The organism is Acidovorax facilis (genome assembly GCF_050626955.1).
Classification (GTDB): domain Bacteria; phylum Pseudomonadota; class Gammaproteobacteria; order Burkholderiales; family Burkholderiaceae_C; genus Acidovorax; species Acidovorax facilis.
Genome location: NZ_CP192460.1, coordinates 686,321 through 701,563, shown reverse-complemented (window position 1 = coordinate 701,563; position 15,243 = coordinate 686,321). Strand labels below are relative to the sequence as shown.

Genomic DNA, 15,243 nt, shown 5'->3' with positions numbered 1-15,243 from the left:
TGGCTTACACGTCAAACGTCACGCCTTGCGCCAGCGGCAATGCGGTGGAGTAGTTGATGGTGTTCGTCGCGCGGCGCATGTAAGCCTTCCAGCTGTCTGAGCCCGCTTCGCGGCCACCGCCGGTTTCCTTCTCGCCACCAAACGCGCCGCCAATCTCGGCGCCGCTGGGGCCAATGTTCACGTTGGCAATGCCGCAGTCCGAACCCGCGGCCGACATGAACTGCTCGGCCTCGCGCACATTGAGCGTGAAGATGGACGATGACAGGCCCGCGCCCACGGCGTTGTTCATGGCAATGGCTTCGTCGATGGTGCTGTAGCGCACCACGTACAGGATGGGCGCAAAGGTTTCGTGCAGCGCGGGGCCTTCATGGGCTTTCAACTCCACCAGAGCGGGGCGCACGTAATACGCATCCGCACCGCCCACGCCTTCCACGCGGCCACCACCGTGCACCGTAGCGCCCAGCGCGCGGCTTTGCTCCAGCGCTTTTTGCATGCCGTCAAACGCAGGACGGTCTATCAGCGGGCCCACCAGCGTGCCGGGCGTGCGCGGGTCGCCCACCTGCACGTTGGCGTACACCTTGGTCAGCAGGGGCACCAGCTGGTCGTAAATGCTCTCGTGCACAAACAGACGGCGCAGCGTGGTGCAGCGCTGGCCCGCCGTGCCCATGGCGGCGAACGCAATGCCGCGCAGGGCCAGGTTCAAATCGGCCGAGGGCGCCACGATGGCGGCGTTGTTACCGCCCAGCTCCAAGATGCCGCGCGCAAAACGCGCTGCAAGGCGCGGGCCCACGGCGCGGCCCATGGCGGTGGAGCCCGTGGCCGACAGCACGGGCACGCGGGCGTCATCCACCAGCACCTCGCCAATGTCGCGCTGGCCCACGATCAGCTCCAGCAGGCCTTCGGGTGCGTCGGCACCAAAACGGGCGATGGCACGCTGCGCAATCGCGTGCGTGGCCAGGGCCGTGAGGGGTGTTTTCTCCGACGGCTTCCACACCACCGAATCTCCACACACCAGCGCCAATGCGGCGTTCCACGACCACACGGCCACCGGGAAGTTGAAGGCCGAAATGACGCCGCACACGCCCAGCGGATGCCAGGTTTCCATCATGCGGTGGCCGGGGCGCTCGGTGGCAATCGTCAGGCCGTACAGCTGGCGCGACAGGCCCACGGCAAAGTCGCAAATGTCGATCATCTCCTGCACCTCGCCCAGGCCTTCGGACGGGATCTTGCCCGCCTCGATGGTCACCAGCAGGCCCAGGTCGGCCTTGGCGGCACGCAGCTCCTCGCCCAGCAGGCGCACCAGCTCGCCCCGGCTCGGTGCAGGCACATTGCGCCACGCCAAAAAGGCCGCATGCGCCCGGCCGATGGCAGCCGTGGCGTCGGCTGCGCTTTGCTGCGGCACCTGGGCCAGCACCTCGCCCGTGATGGGCGAGCGCGCCGCCAGCGTGCCGCCGGTGTACGCCGTGCGGGGCACGCCCAGGCGTTGCAGCAGTTGATCGACTTCGGACACGAGAGAGGTGGCGACAGGGGTGGCGGACATGGCGGCTCGCTAGCTTGGATGGAGGCAGAGAAAGGGAAACAGCGTGGGAAAACACACGCAGTGAATGCGCCAATATCCGCCAATCGCGCCGCGCTGGATAGCAAAAAAATGGAACTACTTGATCACAAATCAGCATGAAGTACCTGAAAATATCAGGACCGCTACCCTGTACCCAATGAGCGACAGGGGCTCAAAAGGCTCAATTTTTGGCGTCACCCATCATTCCCCCAACGCATGACCCAGTATGACCCTGCTGCGCCGAACCTTCCTGCCCTCTACCGCCGACCTGCTGGCCTTTGAGGCCGCCGCCCGTCACCAGAGCGTGTCGCGCGCGGCCGAAGAGCTGCACCTCACCCAAAGTGCCGTGTCGCGCCAGATCCGCCAGTTGGAAGAGCAAATCGGCACCGCCCTCTTCCACCGCGTGCGCCAGCGCGTGGTGCTGACCGACGCGGGCCGGGTCTACGCGGCCGACGTGCAAAACGTGCTGCAGCAGCTGTCAGCCAGCACGCAAAAAGCCATGGCGTTCTCCAGCACCGACGGCCTGCTCAACCTGGCCGTGCTGCCCACGCTGGGCACGCGCTGGCTCATCCCGCGCTTGGGCGGCTTCATGGCACTGCACCCCGAGGCCATGGTCAACTTCTCGGCCCGCACCGAGCCGTTTGACTTTGCGGGCACGCCGTTTGACGCCGCCGTCCACTTCGGCACCCCGCACTGGGCAGGCGCAGTGTGCGAATACCTGATGCACGAAGAAACCGTGCCCGTGTGCAGCCCCACCTACCGCGACCGCCACGGCATCCACACCCCGCAGGATTTGACCCGCGTGGTGCTGCTGCAGCAAAGCACCCGCCCCACTCAGTGGGCCGAGTGGTTTGAGCTGGTGGGCGTACCCACGGCCCTGGCCCTGCGCGGCCCGCAGTCCGAACACTTCGCCATGATTGCGCAGGCTGCCGTGTCCCACCTGGGGGCGGCGCTGCTGCCACGCTTTTTGATTGAGCAAGAGCTGGCGGCCGGGAGTTTGGTGGAGCTGTCAGACCAGGTGCTGACGAGCACCGATGCGTACTACTTGGCGTACCCGGAGGCACGGGCGCAAACACCGTTGGTGAAGGCGTTCAGGGATTGGGTGGTGGGGGAGTGTGCGGGGCAGCGGCAAGGGTGAGGACCGATCGCTCATACCGAGAGACCGGGGCATATCGCCAAGAGGATGAGGCGGCAATCAAAATGGCCTGTAGCGCCATATTGCAAAGCGGCCACAGCTCATCAAAATTGGCACAAAACACCTGCTGATCCATGCCCGGACCGGGAGCTCGCTCGGTTGCTATCGGCCAGAAGCGAAAGTTGGCAAGACGGTGCTAACGTCATATTCATGCTTGAAGACTATTTCTCCCTGCAATTGAAATTTGCCACGCACTATGCAGCGAAAGCGGCAGTGCCTCTCGACGTCGCCATTGACCGTTGTACCAACTTGCGACGCAGGCTGAATCTGTGGGGGGACACTGGCGCAAGTAGGTGGAAACTCTTTCTGAACAAGGTAAAAAGCGCGGTTGATGACCGTGCCGAGCAAGTCGCTTTGTGTGCCGATTTCCAACAATCTCTTTCCTACATCGAAATCAAACGGTCGTTCGGCTGTTTTTCTTACGATCCGCCCGATGCATACGGTACCTTGCGCATCCACTTTGTTGCGCCAGATGGAATCAATTCCAGTCCGCTTGCTATTGAGAATTCCAGCGCAAGGAGGGCCGATTTACAAGAACTGATATCGCATGTTCAGCGCACGGAGCCACGCGCTACAACCGTGCGCGGCGTTTCTTGGCTCTACAACCTGCAGGCATACAAGCGACTCTTTCCAACGGCCTATAGCGCTTCAGTTCAGTCCGCATGGTTTCCCTTGCACTTGAACGGAAGTTCGACCTGGGGCCAAGTGCTGAACTGGCGGCAGGAGGTGAAACCGGATGTGCGAGATCAATTGCTAGTTCGCCTCAATGACATGGAGGTCGCAACTCCTTGGCTGGTCTTTCCGCTCCAAGCTTTGGTCGCTACCAGCCAGATTGAGGTGTTTTATGACCAGTTCACATGAAGGTTGTCGAATGTCGGACATGGGCCCGAAGGCGACGTTGAGCGCAACTCTCCAATCCGGTCATTTGTTCTGCTTGCGCCCCAACCTTAAGCGCCGCCACCCCTGCCTTTCCGCGTTCGCAGGCTATAGTTTGCTCAGCTGAAGCTTGCGGGATTTGCAGGAATCTCTATACCTGAACGTTTCCATAGCTCTAGGCATGAAAACCCAGGCTGCAAGCCACTTCCAGGAGAAATCAGTGTCCAGAATATCCCGCACGGTCCAGCCTATCCCGCAAGTTCTGCGAGATACATTGCGGTAGGCCTCAGATGGAACAACCAACTCCTTTCCACCAACTCGGACGCTTTGTATTCCTGTTCCAGCATATCGAAGCGACGTTGACCGATCTGTTAGTGCGCATGTCCCGTGGAGACAGCGAAGCGGTTCTGATACTTGTGAACGAGCTTGAGTTTGGCAAGCGGGTCAAAACCACTGACGTTATGTTCGCTCGTCACGTCGATCTGCTTCGCCCGCCGCAATCCGTCGAGAAACCTGAATTCCACAATCTCATGGTGGAAGTATTAAAGCTGGCCAAGAGGCGAAATGAAATCGTTCACTCCAAGTACATGCGTTGGTTCAACGTCGACGGCTTGGAGGGCCTCATCCGGTATAACTCCGAGCTCAGTGGCAAGAAGGGCATAAGAGAAGAGGTAGAGGAGGAAATGCTCCCCGAGAAATTCGAAGAAGACTGCAGCCGCTGCGCCCTGACCTTGATGGCACTGGAGAAGTTCAGAGTCAAGCTTATTGACTGGGAGTATCCGGATGCTGCCGCCTAACCAGTGGATCGACACGGACACACACCGGCAGCACGCGGGTCACCTCCAACGTTAGCTTGCAGATTGAAGCGCCTGTGCGAGTTCGAACGCTCTTGATTGCCGCTGCCTTGGGCGTTGGCGTGGCATGGCTGGCGCTCAACGCTTTCGGACTCTGGGTGGCGTTCCATCCTTTTGGGCGCGATGCGGAGCGGACCGCTTGGCTTGTCCCGCTCCTTCAAGTCCTTTCCTGGTTGCCCTTTGTGGCCCTTGGAACCATCCTCACGTCCTGGTTGCTTCGCGAGCTTTCAGTGGTGGGTGGTTTTGCCGCCGGTCTGGCCGCCTCGGCCGCCGTACTTGGCGCTTCCTTTTACTACGCACCAGGCGAGAACCTCGTGGACGTCGCTTCACTCATGTGGCTCGACCTACTGTGCCCCGTGGCACTCTTCCCCGCTTTTGTCGGCCTGGTGGCTAACAGGTCGTTCAAGCAGACGCCGCACAGCGGCGCCGCTTAACTCCAACGTTAGGCGTTAATGGGAGACGTATGAACGACTCACAACTACTCGAAGACTTGCGGACCCGCTTCAATGCTGGACAGAAGCTGAAGTTCGTCTTCTTCTGGGGCCACCAACCCAGCAAGCATGGCGTCACCGCATCCTGCTTCAGCCAGTGGTACGGTGCCCCCTTCGTCGTAGATGGGCAGCAATACCCCACGGCGGAGCATTTCATGATGGCTGAGAAGGCTTCGCTCTTCGGCGATCAGGCAACCAAAGAGCAGGTTCTTCGAGCTCCAAACCCGGGAGCCGCCAAAGCCTTGGGGCGCCAAGTGCGCGGTTTTGATGAAGCCACTTGGCTTCAGCATCGCTTCTCCATCGTTGTCCGCGCCAATCAAGCCAAGTTCACACAAAACGTTGAACTTGGGCAGTTTCTCCAGCAAACTGGCGATCGCATCCTTGTTGAAGCGAGCCCAGTCGATAGAGTCTGGGGCATCGGTCTGGCCCAGGATGACGAGAAGGTCAACAATCCCAATCAGTGGCGAGGCCTCAATCTCTTGGGCTTCGCGCTCATGCAGGTACGCCGTGACGCCTAACCCCTCCGTCAAGGGGACGTCTTGCGGCAAGCCGCAAGCCGCCCCTTAGGTCGAACGTTAGGCGTCATGGAACTCATCGAACACATTCAGCGCGCCTGGGGCTGGACAGGCATCAATCCCGTCAAAGTCGTCGGCGAGAACGACTTTGGCAATCTCATGGTTCGAGATGAGCAGGGGCAGTACTGGCGCATATGTCCAGAAGATCTGTCTTGCAAAGTAGTAGCCGCTGATCGAACGGCACTCGATTCACTAACCAAGGATGAAGAGTTTCAGCAAGACTGGAACATGTTTGCCCTCGTCGAGGAGGCTAAGGTAAAGGTCGGACCACTCGAGCCAAGTCGAAAGTACTGCTTCAAGATTCCCGGGCCATTCGGTGGTGAGTACGGCGGTGACAATCTGGCTTCAATTGCCTTCTCAGAACTCATAGAAGTCACAGGCGACATAGCTCACCAAGTCAAAGATCTGCCCGAAGGCTCGCAGGTACGACTTCGAATCATCAAATGACGCCTAACCCTTCAATCGAGAGGACTTGCCCCGGCAAGCCGGGTCAAGCCTCTCATCTCAAACGTTGAGCGTCCGCTTTCGGTAGCCGCCACCGACTGCTCTTGGCCGAATTCTGCCCTACGGTGAAGTGCGCCAGCGTGCACGAGGCAGCGCCCTATATCGAATTCGTTCTAACCAACCTCTCACAAATGCCTCAGCAGATACCCCAGGCCGGTATTCGCCACCAGCCCCATCAACACCAGCCCTCCTGCCACCACCGCTGCACGACCTGCGCCTAACCCCGCCCGCTCGCGCACCCAGTGCCACTCGACGATAAAAAACCAAAGTAGGGCCAACAGTGCAAGCCCCACTCCGAATGCAGAGAGCAGCCCACCCGACAGTGCGAACGTGGTGCTGATCGACATGGCCATTGCGAACGGTGCCACCAGGTAGCACTGTTCGTAAAACGGGTTGCGCAGGTTGACGCGGTGGATGGGCTGGCGGCTGTGGCACATGTACCAGACGGCGCCTGCCAGAGACCAGATTCCAAACGCCATGGTGCGGTACAGCAGCAGGTTTTGCTCGGACTTGAGCAGTTCGGCCGCGAGCGTTCCCATTTCTTGCGCCGCTTGTTTGCGCAGGGCCAGGTCGAACACATGGGACACCAGCACGCACAGGATGAGCAGCAGCGGCGGGCTGATGGCGTCGCCGTAGCGGTCGTCGCCTTCGCGGGTTTGCTCGGCCTGCACGTAGGCCACCATCTGTCGCGGGCGCAGCACGATGCGCACCAGGGTTTTGGGCAGCAGGATCAGCCAGATCAGTGCCTCGTACACAAAGTCTTCAAATGACTTGAGGATCTTGAGAAAGTCCACAGGAGCTCCTTGCGGCGGTGGGCAGGGTCAATGGGTCAGGCAATGGTGCGGGTAGAGGCCAGCACAAAGGCCATGATCGTCCAGTCGTTGGCAATGTGGGCGATGGTGCTGGCCCACAGGTTGCGGGTGTAGATGAAGACTGCCGTCAGCGCCAGACGAGCGGCTCCTATAACGAGCAAGGCCTGGCCCAGATGCCATTGGTAGGTGGGCAGGTGCAGTGCGCCAAACACCAGCGCCGTAACCATCCATGCCAAGGCCACGGCCCAACGGGCGGGCATGCCAGCGCGGTGCAGCAAGGCCACGGTGGCCAGCAGTGGCAGGATGGTGACCAGCTCTTCGCCCAGCAGCTGCACGGCAACCAGTGCGAACCGCCCAACCAGCTGCGCTGGGGACAAGTCCGCAACAGCATCGATGCTGGCGTTGGCGCTGAGGTGAGACATGCCCAACCCATATGCAGCCACCAGCGCGGGCAAGCCGATCACCAGCGGCACTGCGGCCAGCCCCAGCGCCACATCGCGCCAGCGGGGTCGCCTGAACAGCGCCACCCATGCCGGGCCCACCGCCCATCGCAGCCCCGCCCACTGAACGCCCACAAACAGCAGCGCGGCCAAAGCGCCACCCCACTGGTCGGGCAACCAGCGCGGCACCGCCAGCAACAGGGCGAAGGCGATTGCGCTGGCGGCCCACAGCATCACGCTGCTGCGAGTGCTCAATGGCACGGGGTTGCCAAAGCTGAAGGGCAGACCGGATTCGATCGGCGACTGTGAATGAGGAAGTGGGTGGGGAGGCGACGTTGATGCGGATGGTGTGCGTTGCAAGGCAGCCTCCGTGGGTGTGCAGCAAGCATGCAGGCAAAGGCAAGACGGCAAAAGCGTTTTCGGGCGTTAGGTTACCCGGGCTTGGCAACAGCGGCGCCGTGAACGCTGGCTACCTGCCAAGCACGGCGGCACCGCGCACCAGCAGCCAATAGGTGCTGCCGGTGATTGGCTCCACACATTCCACCGACCGCGTGAAACCCAGGCGGCTATAAAACGGCACGCTCAAGGGGTTGAAGGTTTCCAGAAAACACGATGCACCGGCCTGGTCGGCCTTGGCCAAGGTGGGTGCCAGTAGCAGCTGCGCCAACCCGTGGCCACGCGCGGCGGTGTGCACACCCAGTATCGACAGGTACCACGCGCTGTGCAGATCGGCAGGCACCTGCGCTTCCATGGCGGCGCAAATGCGCTGGTAGTGGTCAAACCCGAGCGGACCCAGCAACTGGCGCAAGCTGCGGGTGCGCTGGGCGCTGTATTGCGCCTTGTCTGCGGCTGGCGCGTGGGGTGTGATCCACAGTGCGGCGCCGTGGAGGTCGGCCACCTGCACGTCGCCCACGGCGCGGGCTTCGTCCATGGCCAGCGCGCAGTAGTGGGCCAGCACCTGCAGGCGGCGAACAGTGTTGGCCGCATGGTCGATGGTGACGGCTTGGTAGAACGGATCGTTGAACAATGCCTCGGCCAGTGCTGCGCAAGCGTGCGGGTGGGCGTGCAGCGACGGCGAATTCGGGTGCGTTGTGGCGGACATGGGGTGTGGGCCTGCGTGTCGTGTCTAACTCTTCAATCCTGCTCTGCGGGCTGAATGGCGTGGTCGTTGCGCACGCTCGACAGGCTTTGCGCGGGCCGCCGCAGGGTGGCATCAAATGGATTGATCTTGGGCCCAATGGCTGCTGCCTCGCGCTTGAGCAACTCCACCACCGTGGGAAGTCGGTCGTCGTTCAGTCGCGCAGAGATGGTGCCCACGCTCAGCGCCGCCACTGCACGGCCCTCACGGTCCAGGATAGGCACAGCCACACCGGCCATGCCTTCGAGCAAGCCGGTGTTGCGGCCCGCGTAGCCCAGCTGGCGCACGCGCTCGATCTCGGTGCGCAGATAGACCTCGTCAAACACGCCGTACTCGCGCACGCGGGAGAGGTTGAAGCGGATGACCTCTTCGCGCTCGGCCTCGGGCAAGAAGGCCAGGATGGCCAGCGCACCCTGCCCCACGCCCAGGGCCACGCGGCCGCCGATGTCGCCGGTGAAGGAGCGGATGGGGAAGGGTCCCTCGCTGCGGTCCAGGCACACGGCATCGAACCCGCTGCGCACCAAGAGAAAGATGCTGTCGCCCAGGCTGGCGCACAGGCGCAGCAGCGCGGGGCGGCACAGGCTGCGCAGGTCGCCGGGGTTGCCCGCTTTGGCAGCCAGGGCGAAGAAGTCCATGCTCAGTCGGTAGAGCTTGCTGCGCTCGTCCTGCTCGACCATGCCCTCTGCCACCAGCGATTGCAGCAAACGGTGCGTAGTGCCCTGCGTGAGGCCCACAGCACGCGCCAATTGTGTGACTCGCCCGCCCTCGGCCTGCACGGCCGACAGGGCCCGGATGACGGCAAACACCCGGGGTACGCCGCCGGTGGCGGTGGATGCGGCTTCCATACCTCGCTCCTGTGGAATTCGTTGATCAAACTGACGGCATCATATTTCATTGAACGGAATAAATTCAATAAAAATTCTGTTTAATGGAATACCCGAAGCATTCTGGTTTGTTTATTGCAATAGATTCAATTGAATCGAGCGGCTGTTCCAGCCTTTGTGCGGCACTTGCACCACCCCGGTGCAAGCACACCGAAGGCCCGCAGCCCATCCATGCAACTCCACAGCAGGTGGCACGCACGGCCCCTAGGCAAACCGTGCGATGCCACTACCGGAAAGGCTTTCGCCATGTCGTTTCTCAAGCTCACGGATGTGACCAAGTTCTATGGCAGCACCTGCGCGGTGCAGTCCATGAACCTCACGGTGCAAAAGGGTGAATTTGTGTCGTTGCTGGGCCCGTCGGGCTGCGGCAAGACGACCACGCTGCAGATGGTGGCGGGGTTCGAGGCTGTGACCAGCGGGCGCATCGAGCTCGATGGCAAGGACATCACCCACGCCAAGGCCAACACGCGCGGGCTGGGCATCGTGTTCCAGAGCTATGCGCTGTTCCCGCACATGACGGTGGCGGCCAACGTGAGCTTTGGGCTGGAGATGCGCAAGGTGCCCAAGGCCGAACGCGCCGAGCGCGTGGCCCAGGCGCTGGCGCTGGTGCACCTGGAAAAGCATGCCACGCGCTACCCGCGCGAGCTGTCTGGCGGCCAGCGCCAGCGCGTGGCCCTGGCACGTGCGCTGGTGATCGAGCCGCCCGTGCTGCTGCTGGACGAGCCCCTGTCCAACCTCGACGCCAAGCTGCGTGAGGAGATGCAGTTTGAGCTGCGGCAGATTCAGCGCAAGGTGGGCACTACCACCATCATGGTCACGCACGACCAGAGCGAGGCCATGTCCATCAGCGACCGTGTGGTGGTGATGGAGGCCGGCCGCGCCACGCAGATCGATCACCCGCATCGCGTGTACGAGCACCCGCGCACGCGCTTCATCTCCACCTTTGTGGGCAAGGCCAACCTGCTGCCCGGCCAGGTAACGCATGCCAATGGCACGCACACGCAGGTGAAGGTGGGCGCCCTCACGATGGAGGTGGACGGTGCCCGCTACCGCCCCGGCGCCGCCGTACTGCTGAGCGTGCGGCCTGAAAAAGTGCAACTGGTGCCCGCCGTGCAGGGCCGGATGGATGGCCAGGTGTGCGAGCGGTTCTTCCTGGGCAGCCAGTGGCTGTACCGTGTGGGCACCCCCGTGGGCGACCTGATGGTGCTGGCGCCCAACGACGGCCGCGCTGCGCTGGCCGAGGGCGAGCGCACGGGCGTGGACTGGCCCGACCACTGCATGCGCCTGCTGCCCGCCGATGAAACTGCCCTGGCCGAGCTGGAGGCCGAAGACACCGCCGCCGAGGTGGCGCCATGAGCCTGGCCACCACCTTGCTGCACAAAAAGGCTGCGCCCTGGTGGCTGTCCGGCCCGGCGCTGGTGCTGTTCACGGTGCTGCTGCTGGTGCCGCTGGCGCTCACGGCCGTGCTGTCGTTCAACGCGTTCGACCCGGCAACCGGGGTGAAGGCGGGTGAGTTCACGCTGGAGCATTACACCCATGTGTTCACCGATTCGTATTACCACACCATCTTCTGGCGCACGTTCTGGATTGCGGGCCTGGTCACGCTGATCTGCGTGCTGATTGGCGCGCCCGAGGCCTACATCCTGAGCCGTATGGGCAACCCGTGGCGCTCCATCTTGCTGCTGGCGGTGCTTGCGCCGCTGCTGGTGTCGGTGGTGGTGCGCGCCTTTGGCTGGAGCATGTTGCTGGGCCCCGAGGGGCTGGTGAATGGCGCGCTGCAACTCGTTGGCATCGGCCCGGTGAAGATGCTCTACACCGAGATCGCGGTGGTCATCGCCCTGGTGCATGTGATGCTGCCCTTCATGGTGATCCCCGTGTGGACTTCGCTGCAGAAGCTAGACCCCGGTGTGGAAAACGCCGCCCTTTCACTGCAGGCCACGCCCTTCACCACGCTGCGGCGCATTGTGTTGCCGCAGGTGCTGCCCGGCATCCTGTCCGGCAGCCTCATCGTGTTTGGCCTTGCGGCCAGCTCGTTTGCCATCCCCGGCCTGCTGGGGGGGCGGCGCCTGAAGATGGTGGCCACGGTGGTGTACGACGAATACCTGCACGAGCTGAACTGGCCCCTGGGCGCAGCGATTGCGCTGACGCTGCTGGTGGCCAACCTGGTGGTGATGCTGAGCTACAACCGGCTGGTTGAGGGCCGGTACAAGAAAGCGTTGGGCTGAAGTTATGCAGAAGAACGGACCTTTGGCCCTCGCGTTCAACGCGCTGGTCATCACCTTCATGCTCGCCCCGCTGCTGGTGGTGTGCATCGTGGCGTTCACGCCGCACAACACGCTGACGCTGCCCACCACTGAGTTCTCGCTGCGCTGGTTCAAGGCAGTGTTCGCGCATTCGGACTTTGTGCAGTCGTTCTGGAACAGCCTGTGGCTGGCGCTGGCATCGGCCACGCTGGCCACGGTGCTGGCCGTGCCGGCGGGCATTGCCATCACACGCTACGAGTTTGCGGGGCGCGGCTTTCTCAACGGCCTGTTCCTGTCGCCGCTGATCATTCCGCACCTGGTGCTGGGTGTGGCCCTGCTGCGCCTGTTTGCACTGCTGGGGGGCACGGGCAGCTTTGGCTGGCTGGTGTTTGCGCATGCGCTCATCGTTACGCCCTACACGCTGCGGCTGGTGGTGGCCGCACTGGTGGGGTTTGACCGCAGTGCCGAGCATGCCGCGCTGTCGCTGGGTGCCAGCCAGGCCACGGTGTTCACACGCATCACGCTGCCGATGATTTTGCCCGGCGTGACGGGCGGCTGGTTGCTGGCCTTCATCAACAGCTTTGACGAAGTGACGATGTCGATCTTTGTCACCTCGCCCAGCACGGTGACGCTGCCGGTGCGCATGTACATGTACGCCACCGAGTCGATTGACCCGCTGATGGCGGCGGTGTCGGCACTGATGGTGGCCCTGACGGCCTGCGCGATGGTGATTCTCGACCGGGTGTATGGACTCGATCGCGTTCTGGTCGGCCGGAAATAAATGAGCACCGCAACCATGAGTTCCAGCCAACCTCTGCTCCACCGCGTGGCCGAAAAAGACCGCACACCAGTGCCCTTCGTGCTCGATGGCGAACCCGCCGCTGCGCTCGAAGGCGACACGGTGCTGACCGCCATCCTCACCCACCGCGCCCAACTGCGCCGCAACGAGTTCAGCCACGAGCCGCGCGCAGGCTTTTGCCTGATGGGCGCGTGCCAGGACTGCTGGGTGATGACGGCTACCGGCGAACGCCTACGGTCTTGCGCCACCTTCATCCAGGCGGGCATGCAGCTGACTACCGGAGGGGCCGCATGACCGCCCCCACCTTGCAACCCGTGATCGTGGGCGCAGGCCCTGCGGGCATCCGTGCGGCGCAAACCCTGGTGGCGCATGGCGTGCGGCCCACGGTGATTGACGAGTCTGCACGCAGCGGTGGGCAGATTTACCGCCGCCCGCCCGCCCACTTTGCCCGCAGCTCGCAAACGCTGTACGGCACCGAAGCATCACGCGCCACGGCATTGCACAGCACGCTGGATGGCTTGGCCGCCCACATCGACTACCAACCCAACAGCCTGGTGTGGAACGCCCAGGGCGGCCAGCTCGATGTGCTGCACGGCCCCACACAGACCACGCGCACGGTGCCCTACGGCCAACTCATCGTGGCCAGCGGCGCCACCGACCGCGTGCTGCCCGTGCCGGGCTGGACGCTGCCCGGCGTGTACACGTTGGGTGGCGCTCAGGTGGCGCTCAAGTTCCAGGGCTGCACCATCGGCCGCAATGTGGTGCTGATGGGCACCGGGCCGCTGCTGTACCTGGTGGCGTACCAATATGCCAAGGCAGGCGCCAAGGCGGGCGTGAAGGTGGCTGCAGTGCTAGACACCGCCCGATTTGCCGACCAGCTGGCCGCCCTGCCCGGCATGCTCACCCAACCCGCCGTGCTGGCCAAAGGGATGTACTACGTGGGCTGGCTGCGCGCGCATGGCGTAGCGGTGCACACCGGCGTGCGGCCTTTGCGCGTGGAGGGCGAAACGCGGGTGAATGCCGTGGTGTGGACTGACGGCCAGACCGAACACACCGCGCCCTGCGATGCCGTGGGCTTTGGTTACGCCCTGCGGTCCGAAACCCAACTGGCAGACCTGCTGGGCTGCCGCTTTGCCTGGGCCCCGATGCACCGCGCCCACCTGCCCGAGCGCGACAGCGCAGGGCGCACCAGCGTGGCCGGCGTGTATCTGGCGGGCGATGGCGCGGGCATCATGGGCGCCGATGCGGCCGAATGGGCGGGCGAGCGCGCTGCGCTGGCGCTGCTGGCAGACCATGGCGTGAAGGTCGATGCGGTACGCACTACTGAGCTGGAACGCAAGCTGATGAAGCTGATGCCGTTCCGCCAAGGGCTGGAGCGCGCCTTCCCCTTCCCTTCAGACTGGGCAACGCACGCCCCCGATGCGCTGGTGGTGTGCCGCTGCGAGAACATCACGGCCGGCGAGCTGCGCGCCTGTGCCCGCGATGCGGGAGCCGATGAGATGAACCGCCTCAAGGCCCTGACCCGCGTGGGCATGGGCCGCTGCCAAGGCCGCATGTGCGGTGTGGCCGCTGCAGAAATTCTGGCCCACGCCACAGGCAAGCCGATTGACACGGTAGGACGGCTGCGCGGACAGGCGCCGATCAAGCCGATTCCCATCCACCTGCAACCCCAGGCGGAGGCCCGCGCATGACCGCCACCCCAACGATCGACACCGACGTTGCCATTGTGGGCGGCGGCATCATGGGCGCATCGGCCGCGCTGGCACTGTGCCGCAAAGGCGTGGCCGTGGTGCTGCTGGAACGTGACCTGTGCGGCTCGCGCTCCAGCGGCGTGAACTACGGGGGCGTGCGCCGCCAGGGCCGCCCTGTGAGCCAGTTGCCGCTGGCGCAGCGTGCGCACCAGGTGTGGGCCAATCTGCCCGCGCTGATTGGTACCGATGGCGAGTACCAGCGCAGCGGGCACTTCAAGATTGGCCGCAGCGAGGCGGACATGGCTGCACTGGAGGCCTATGCAGCAATGAGCCGCGACTTTGACTTGGGGGTACAGCTCATCTCCGGCACCACACTGCGCGAGCGCTGCCCCTGGCTGGGCGGGCGCGCCGTGGGTGGCTCGCTGTGCCCCGATGACGGCCAGGCCAACCCGCGCCTGGTGTCGCCCGCCTTTGCACTGGCTGCACGGCGTGCAGGTGCGCAGATTCTGGAACGCACACCGATGACCTCGGTGGAGCACGACGGGCAACGGTTTACCGTGCGCTCCGGCACCACCGTGGCGGTGCGTGCGCCCGTGCTCATCAACTGCGCTGGTGCCTGGGCCGGTGCGCTGGCCGCGCAGTTTGGCGAGGCCGTGCCCATTCACTCCGGCCATCCGGCCATGGCGGTGACCGAGCCCCTGCCCTTTTTCATGCACTGGAGCCTGGGTGTGGAGGGCGGCGGCATCTACTGCCGACAGGTGGCGCGCGGCAATCTGGTGATGGGCGGCGGATCGGGCCTGGCGCTGGACACCGACCGCGCCCGCTCCGAGCGCAGCGCCATCGCCACACTGGCCGTGCAGGCCGTGGAGCTGCTGCCCGCACTGAAGAACGCGCACTTCATCCGCACCTGGAGCGGCACCGAAGGCTATCTGCCCGACCGCCAGCCCGTGCTGGGCAAAAGCAGCACCACGCCCGGCCTGATCCACGGCTTTGGCTTTGCCGGTGCGGGCTTTCAGATTGGCCCCGGTGTGGGCGAGGTGCTGGCAGAGCTGGCACGCGATGGCCGCAGCACCACGCCGATTGATGCCTTTGCGATTGAGCGATTTCTCCCAACGACGGTGGCTGACGTGGCCAGCACTGCCGCTGCCCACTGACCCCGTTTGCCACCGAAAAAACTCCCCTC

The 15,243-nt window shown here is 63.7% G+C and carries 17 protein-coding genes; 12 read left to right on the top strand and 5 right to left on the bottom strand.

All coding sequences use genetic code 11. The features are described from left to right. Positions 1–4: 4 nt before the first annotated feature. The gene (gene amaB / locus ACQ4MJ_RS03160; RefSeq protein ID WP_431150102.1) at positions 5–1,540 is read right to left on the bottom strand and encodes an L-piperidine-6-carboxylate dehydrogenase; all 1,536 of its coding nucleotides are present in this window, start codon (positions 1,538–1,540) and stop codon (positions 5–7) included. Positions 1,541–1,784: 244 nt separating this feature from the next. On the opposite strand from amaB, the gene ACQ4MJ_RS03155 reads away from it, so the two are divergent. The 6 genes from ACQ4MJ_RS03155 to ACQ4MJ_RS03130 all read left to right on the top strand — a co-directional run bounded on the left by ACQ4MJ_RS03155 (position 1,785) and on the right by ACQ4MJ_RS03130 (position 5,996). Next, complete coding sequence (locus ACQ4MJ_RS03155; protein WP_431150104.1) at positions 1,785–2,696, top strand: LysR family transcriptional regulator; 912 nt, start codon at positions 1,785–1,787, stop codon at positions 2,694–2,696. Between the two features lie 207 nt (positions 2,697–2,903). After that, on the top strand, positions 2,904–3,614 hold the full coding sequence (locus tag ACQ4MJ_RS03150; protein WP_228896698.1) for a hypothetical protein: 711 nt from the start codon (positions 2,904–2,906) through the stop codon (positions 3,612–3,614). Between the two features lie 305 nt (positions 3,615–3,919). Next, complete coding sequence (locus ACQ4MJ_RS03145; protein ID WP_431150106.1) at positions 3,920–4,426, top strand: hypothetical protein; 507 nt, start codon at positions 3,920–3,922, stop codon at positions 4,424–4,426. A gap of 92 nt (positions 4,427–4,518) precedes the next feature. Further along, positions 4,519–4,917, top strand: a complete 399-nt coding sequence (locus tag ACQ4MJ_RS03140) for a hypothetical protein (protein WP_431150108.1) — start codon at positions 4,519–4,521, stop codon at positions 4,915–4,917. 29 nt (positions 4,918–4,946) lie between these two features. Beyond that, a complete protein-coding gene (locus ACQ4MJ_RS03135; protein WP_010461414.1) occupies positions 4,947–5,492 on the top strand; it encodes an NADAR family protein in 546 nt (181 codons plus the stop codon). A 66-nt stretch (positions 5,493–5,558) separates the two neighbouring features. Then, positions 5,559–5,996 carry a T6SS immunity protein Tdi1 domain-containing protein gene (locus ACQ4MJ_RS03130; protein WP_431150110.1) on the top strand — a complete coding sequence of 146 codons (438 nt, stop codon included), beginning with the start codon at positions 5,559–5,561 and terminating at the stop codon, positions 5,994–5,996. A gap of 182 nt (positions 5,997–6,178) precedes the next feature. Here ACQ4MJ_RS03130 and ACQ4MJ_RS03125 read toward each other — a convergent pair whose 3' ends face one another. The 4 genes from ACQ4MJ_RS03125 to ACQ4MJ_RS03110 form a co-directional block, all read right to left on the bottom strand. Beyond that, the gene (locus tag ACQ4MJ_RS03125) at positions 6,179–6,847 is read right to left on the bottom strand and encodes a hypothetical protein (protein ID WP_431150112.1); all 669 of its coding nucleotides are present in this window, start codon (positions 6,845–6,847) and stop codon (positions 6,179–6,181) included. 35 nt (positions 6,848–6,882) lie between these two features. Further along, positions 6,883–7,566 (bottom strand): CPBP family glutamic-type intramembrane protease, encoded by a 684-nt coding sequence (locus ACQ4MJ_RS03120; protein WP_431150114.1) that lies wholly within the window; start codon positions 7,564–7,566, stop codon positions 6,883–6,885. Between the two features lie 208 nt (positions 7,567–7,774). Then, entirely contained in the window at positions 7,775–8,407 is a 633-nt protein-coding gene (locus tag ACQ4MJ_RS03115; RefSeq protein WP_431150115.1) for a GNAT family N-acetyltransferase, read from the bottom strand. A 32-nt stretch (positions 8,408–8,439) separates the two neighbouring features. Next, on the bottom strand, positions 8,440–9,288 hold the full coding sequence (locus ACQ4MJ_RS03110; protein ID WP_055400641.1) for an IclR family transcriptional regulator: 849 nt from the start codon (positions 9,286–9,288) through the stop codon (positions 8,440–8,442). Positions 9,289–9,573: 285 nt separating this feature from the next. Between ACQ4MJ_RS03110 and ACQ4MJ_RS03105 the strand changes: the two genes are divergently transcribed. From ACQ4MJ_RS03105 to ACQ4MJ_RS03080, 6 genes are read left to right on the top strand one after another with little or no spacing between them, the layout of a single operon-like run. Then, positions 9,574–10,683, top strand: a complete 1,110-nt coding sequence (locus tag ACQ4MJ_RS03105; RefSeq protein ID WP_056061266.1) for an ABC transporter ATP-binding protein — start codon at positions 9,574–9,576, stop codon at positions 10,681–10,683. After that, positions 10,680–11,552: an ABC transporter permease gene (locus tag ACQ4MJ_RS03100; protein ID WP_055400638.1), complete on the top strand. Its 873-nt coding sequence runs from the start codon at positions 10,680–10,682 to the stop codon at positions 11,550–11,552. The genes ACQ4MJ_RS03105 and ACQ4MJ_RS03100 overlap by 4 nt, the downstream gene beginning before the upstream one ends. A gap of 4 nt (positions 11,553–11,556) precedes the next feature. Continuing rightward, positions 11,557–12,351: an ABC transporter permease gene (locus ACQ4MJ_RS03095; RefSeq protein WP_121505723.1), complete on the top strand. Its 795-nt coding sequence runs from the start codon at positions 11,557–11,559 to the stop codon at positions 12,349–12,351. Positions 12,352–12,366: 15 nt separating this feature from the next. Continuing rightward, positions 12,367–12,663, top strand: a complete 297-nt coding sequence (locus tag ACQ4MJ_RS03090) for a (2Fe-2S)-binding protein (protein WP_228896682.1) — start codon at positions 12,367–12,369, stop codon at positions 12,661–12,663. Next, positions 12,660–14,060: an FAD-dependent oxidoreductase gene (locus tag ACQ4MJ_RS03085; RefSeq protein WP_431150119.1), complete on the top strand. Its 1,401-nt coding sequence runs from the start codon at positions 12,660–12,662 to the stop codon at positions 14,058–14,060. Before ACQ4MJ_RS03090 ends, ACQ4MJ_RS03085 begins: the two co-directional genes overlap by 4 nt. Beyond that, positions 14,057–15,214, top strand: a complete 1,158-nt coding sequence (locus ACQ4MJ_RS03080) for an NAD(P)/FAD-dependent oxidoreductase (protein ID WP_431150121.1) — start codon at positions 14,057–14,059, stop codon at positions 15,212–15,214. The genes ACQ4MJ_RS03085 and ACQ4MJ_RS03080 overlap by 4 nt, the downstream gene beginning before the upstream one ends. Positions 15,215–15,243: the final 29 nt, after the last annotated feature.

Bases quoted from the DNA above. Each gene is read 5' to 3' on its own strand.
- ACQ4MJ_RS03155 (WP_431150104.1), top strand. From the start codon at position 1,785: ATGACCCTGCTGCGCCGAACCTTCCTGCCCTCTACCGCCGACCTGCTG.
- ACQ4MJ_RS03085 (WP_431150119.1), top strand. From the start codon at position 12,660: ATGACCGCCCCCACCTTGCAACCCGTGATCGTGGGCGCAGGCCCTGCG.
- ACQ4MJ_RS03115 (WP_431150115.1), bottom strand. From the start codon at position 8,407: ATGTCCGCCACAACGCACCCGAATTCGCCGTCGCTGCACGCCCACCCG.
- ACQ4MJ_RS03110 (WP_055400641.1), bottom strand. From the start codon at position 9,288: ATGGAAGCCGCATCCACCGCCACCGGCGGCGTACCCCGGGTGTTTGCC.
- ACQ4MJ_RS03090 (WP_228896682.1), top strand. From the start codon at position 12,367: ATGAGTTCCAGCCAACCTCTGCTCCACCGCGTGGCCGAAAAAGACCGC.
- ACQ4MJ_RS03080 (WP_431150121.1), top strand. From the start codon at position 14,057: ATGACCGCCACCCCAACGATCGACACCGACGTTGCCATTGTGGGCGGC.
- ACQ4MJ_RS03095 (WP_121505723.1), top strand. From the start codon at position 11,557: ATGCAGAAGAACGGACCTTTGGCCCTCGCGTTCAACGCGCTGGTCATC.
- ACQ4MJ_RS03150 (WP_228896698.1), top strand. From the start codon at position 2,904: ATGCTTGAAGACTATTTCTCCCTGCAATTGAAATTTGCCACGCACTAT.
- amaB (WP_431150102.1), bottom strand. From the start codon at position 1,540: ATGTCCGCCACCCCTGTCGCCACCTCTCTCGTGTCCGAAGTCGATCAA.
- ACQ4MJ_RS03105 (WP_056061266.1), top strand. From the start codon at position 9,574: ATGTCGTTTCTCAAGCTCACGGATGTGACCAAGTTCTATGGCAGCACC.
- ACQ4MJ_RS03100 (WP_055400638.1), top strand. From the start codon at position 10,680: ATGAGCCTGGCCACCACCTTGCTGCACAAAAAGGCTGCGCCCTGGTGG.
- ACQ4MJ_RS03135 (WP_010461414.1), top strand. From the start codon at position 4,947: ATGAACGACTCACAACTACTCGAAGACTTGCGGACCCGCTTCAATGCT.
- ACQ4MJ_RS03145 (WP_431150106.1), top strand. From the start codon at position 3,920: ATGGAACAACCAACTCCTTTCCACCAACTCGGACGCTTTGTATTCCTG.
- ACQ4MJ_RS03130 (WP_431150110.1), top strand. From the start codon at position 5,559: ATGGAACTCATCGAACACATTCAGCGCGCCTGGGGCTGGACAGGCATC.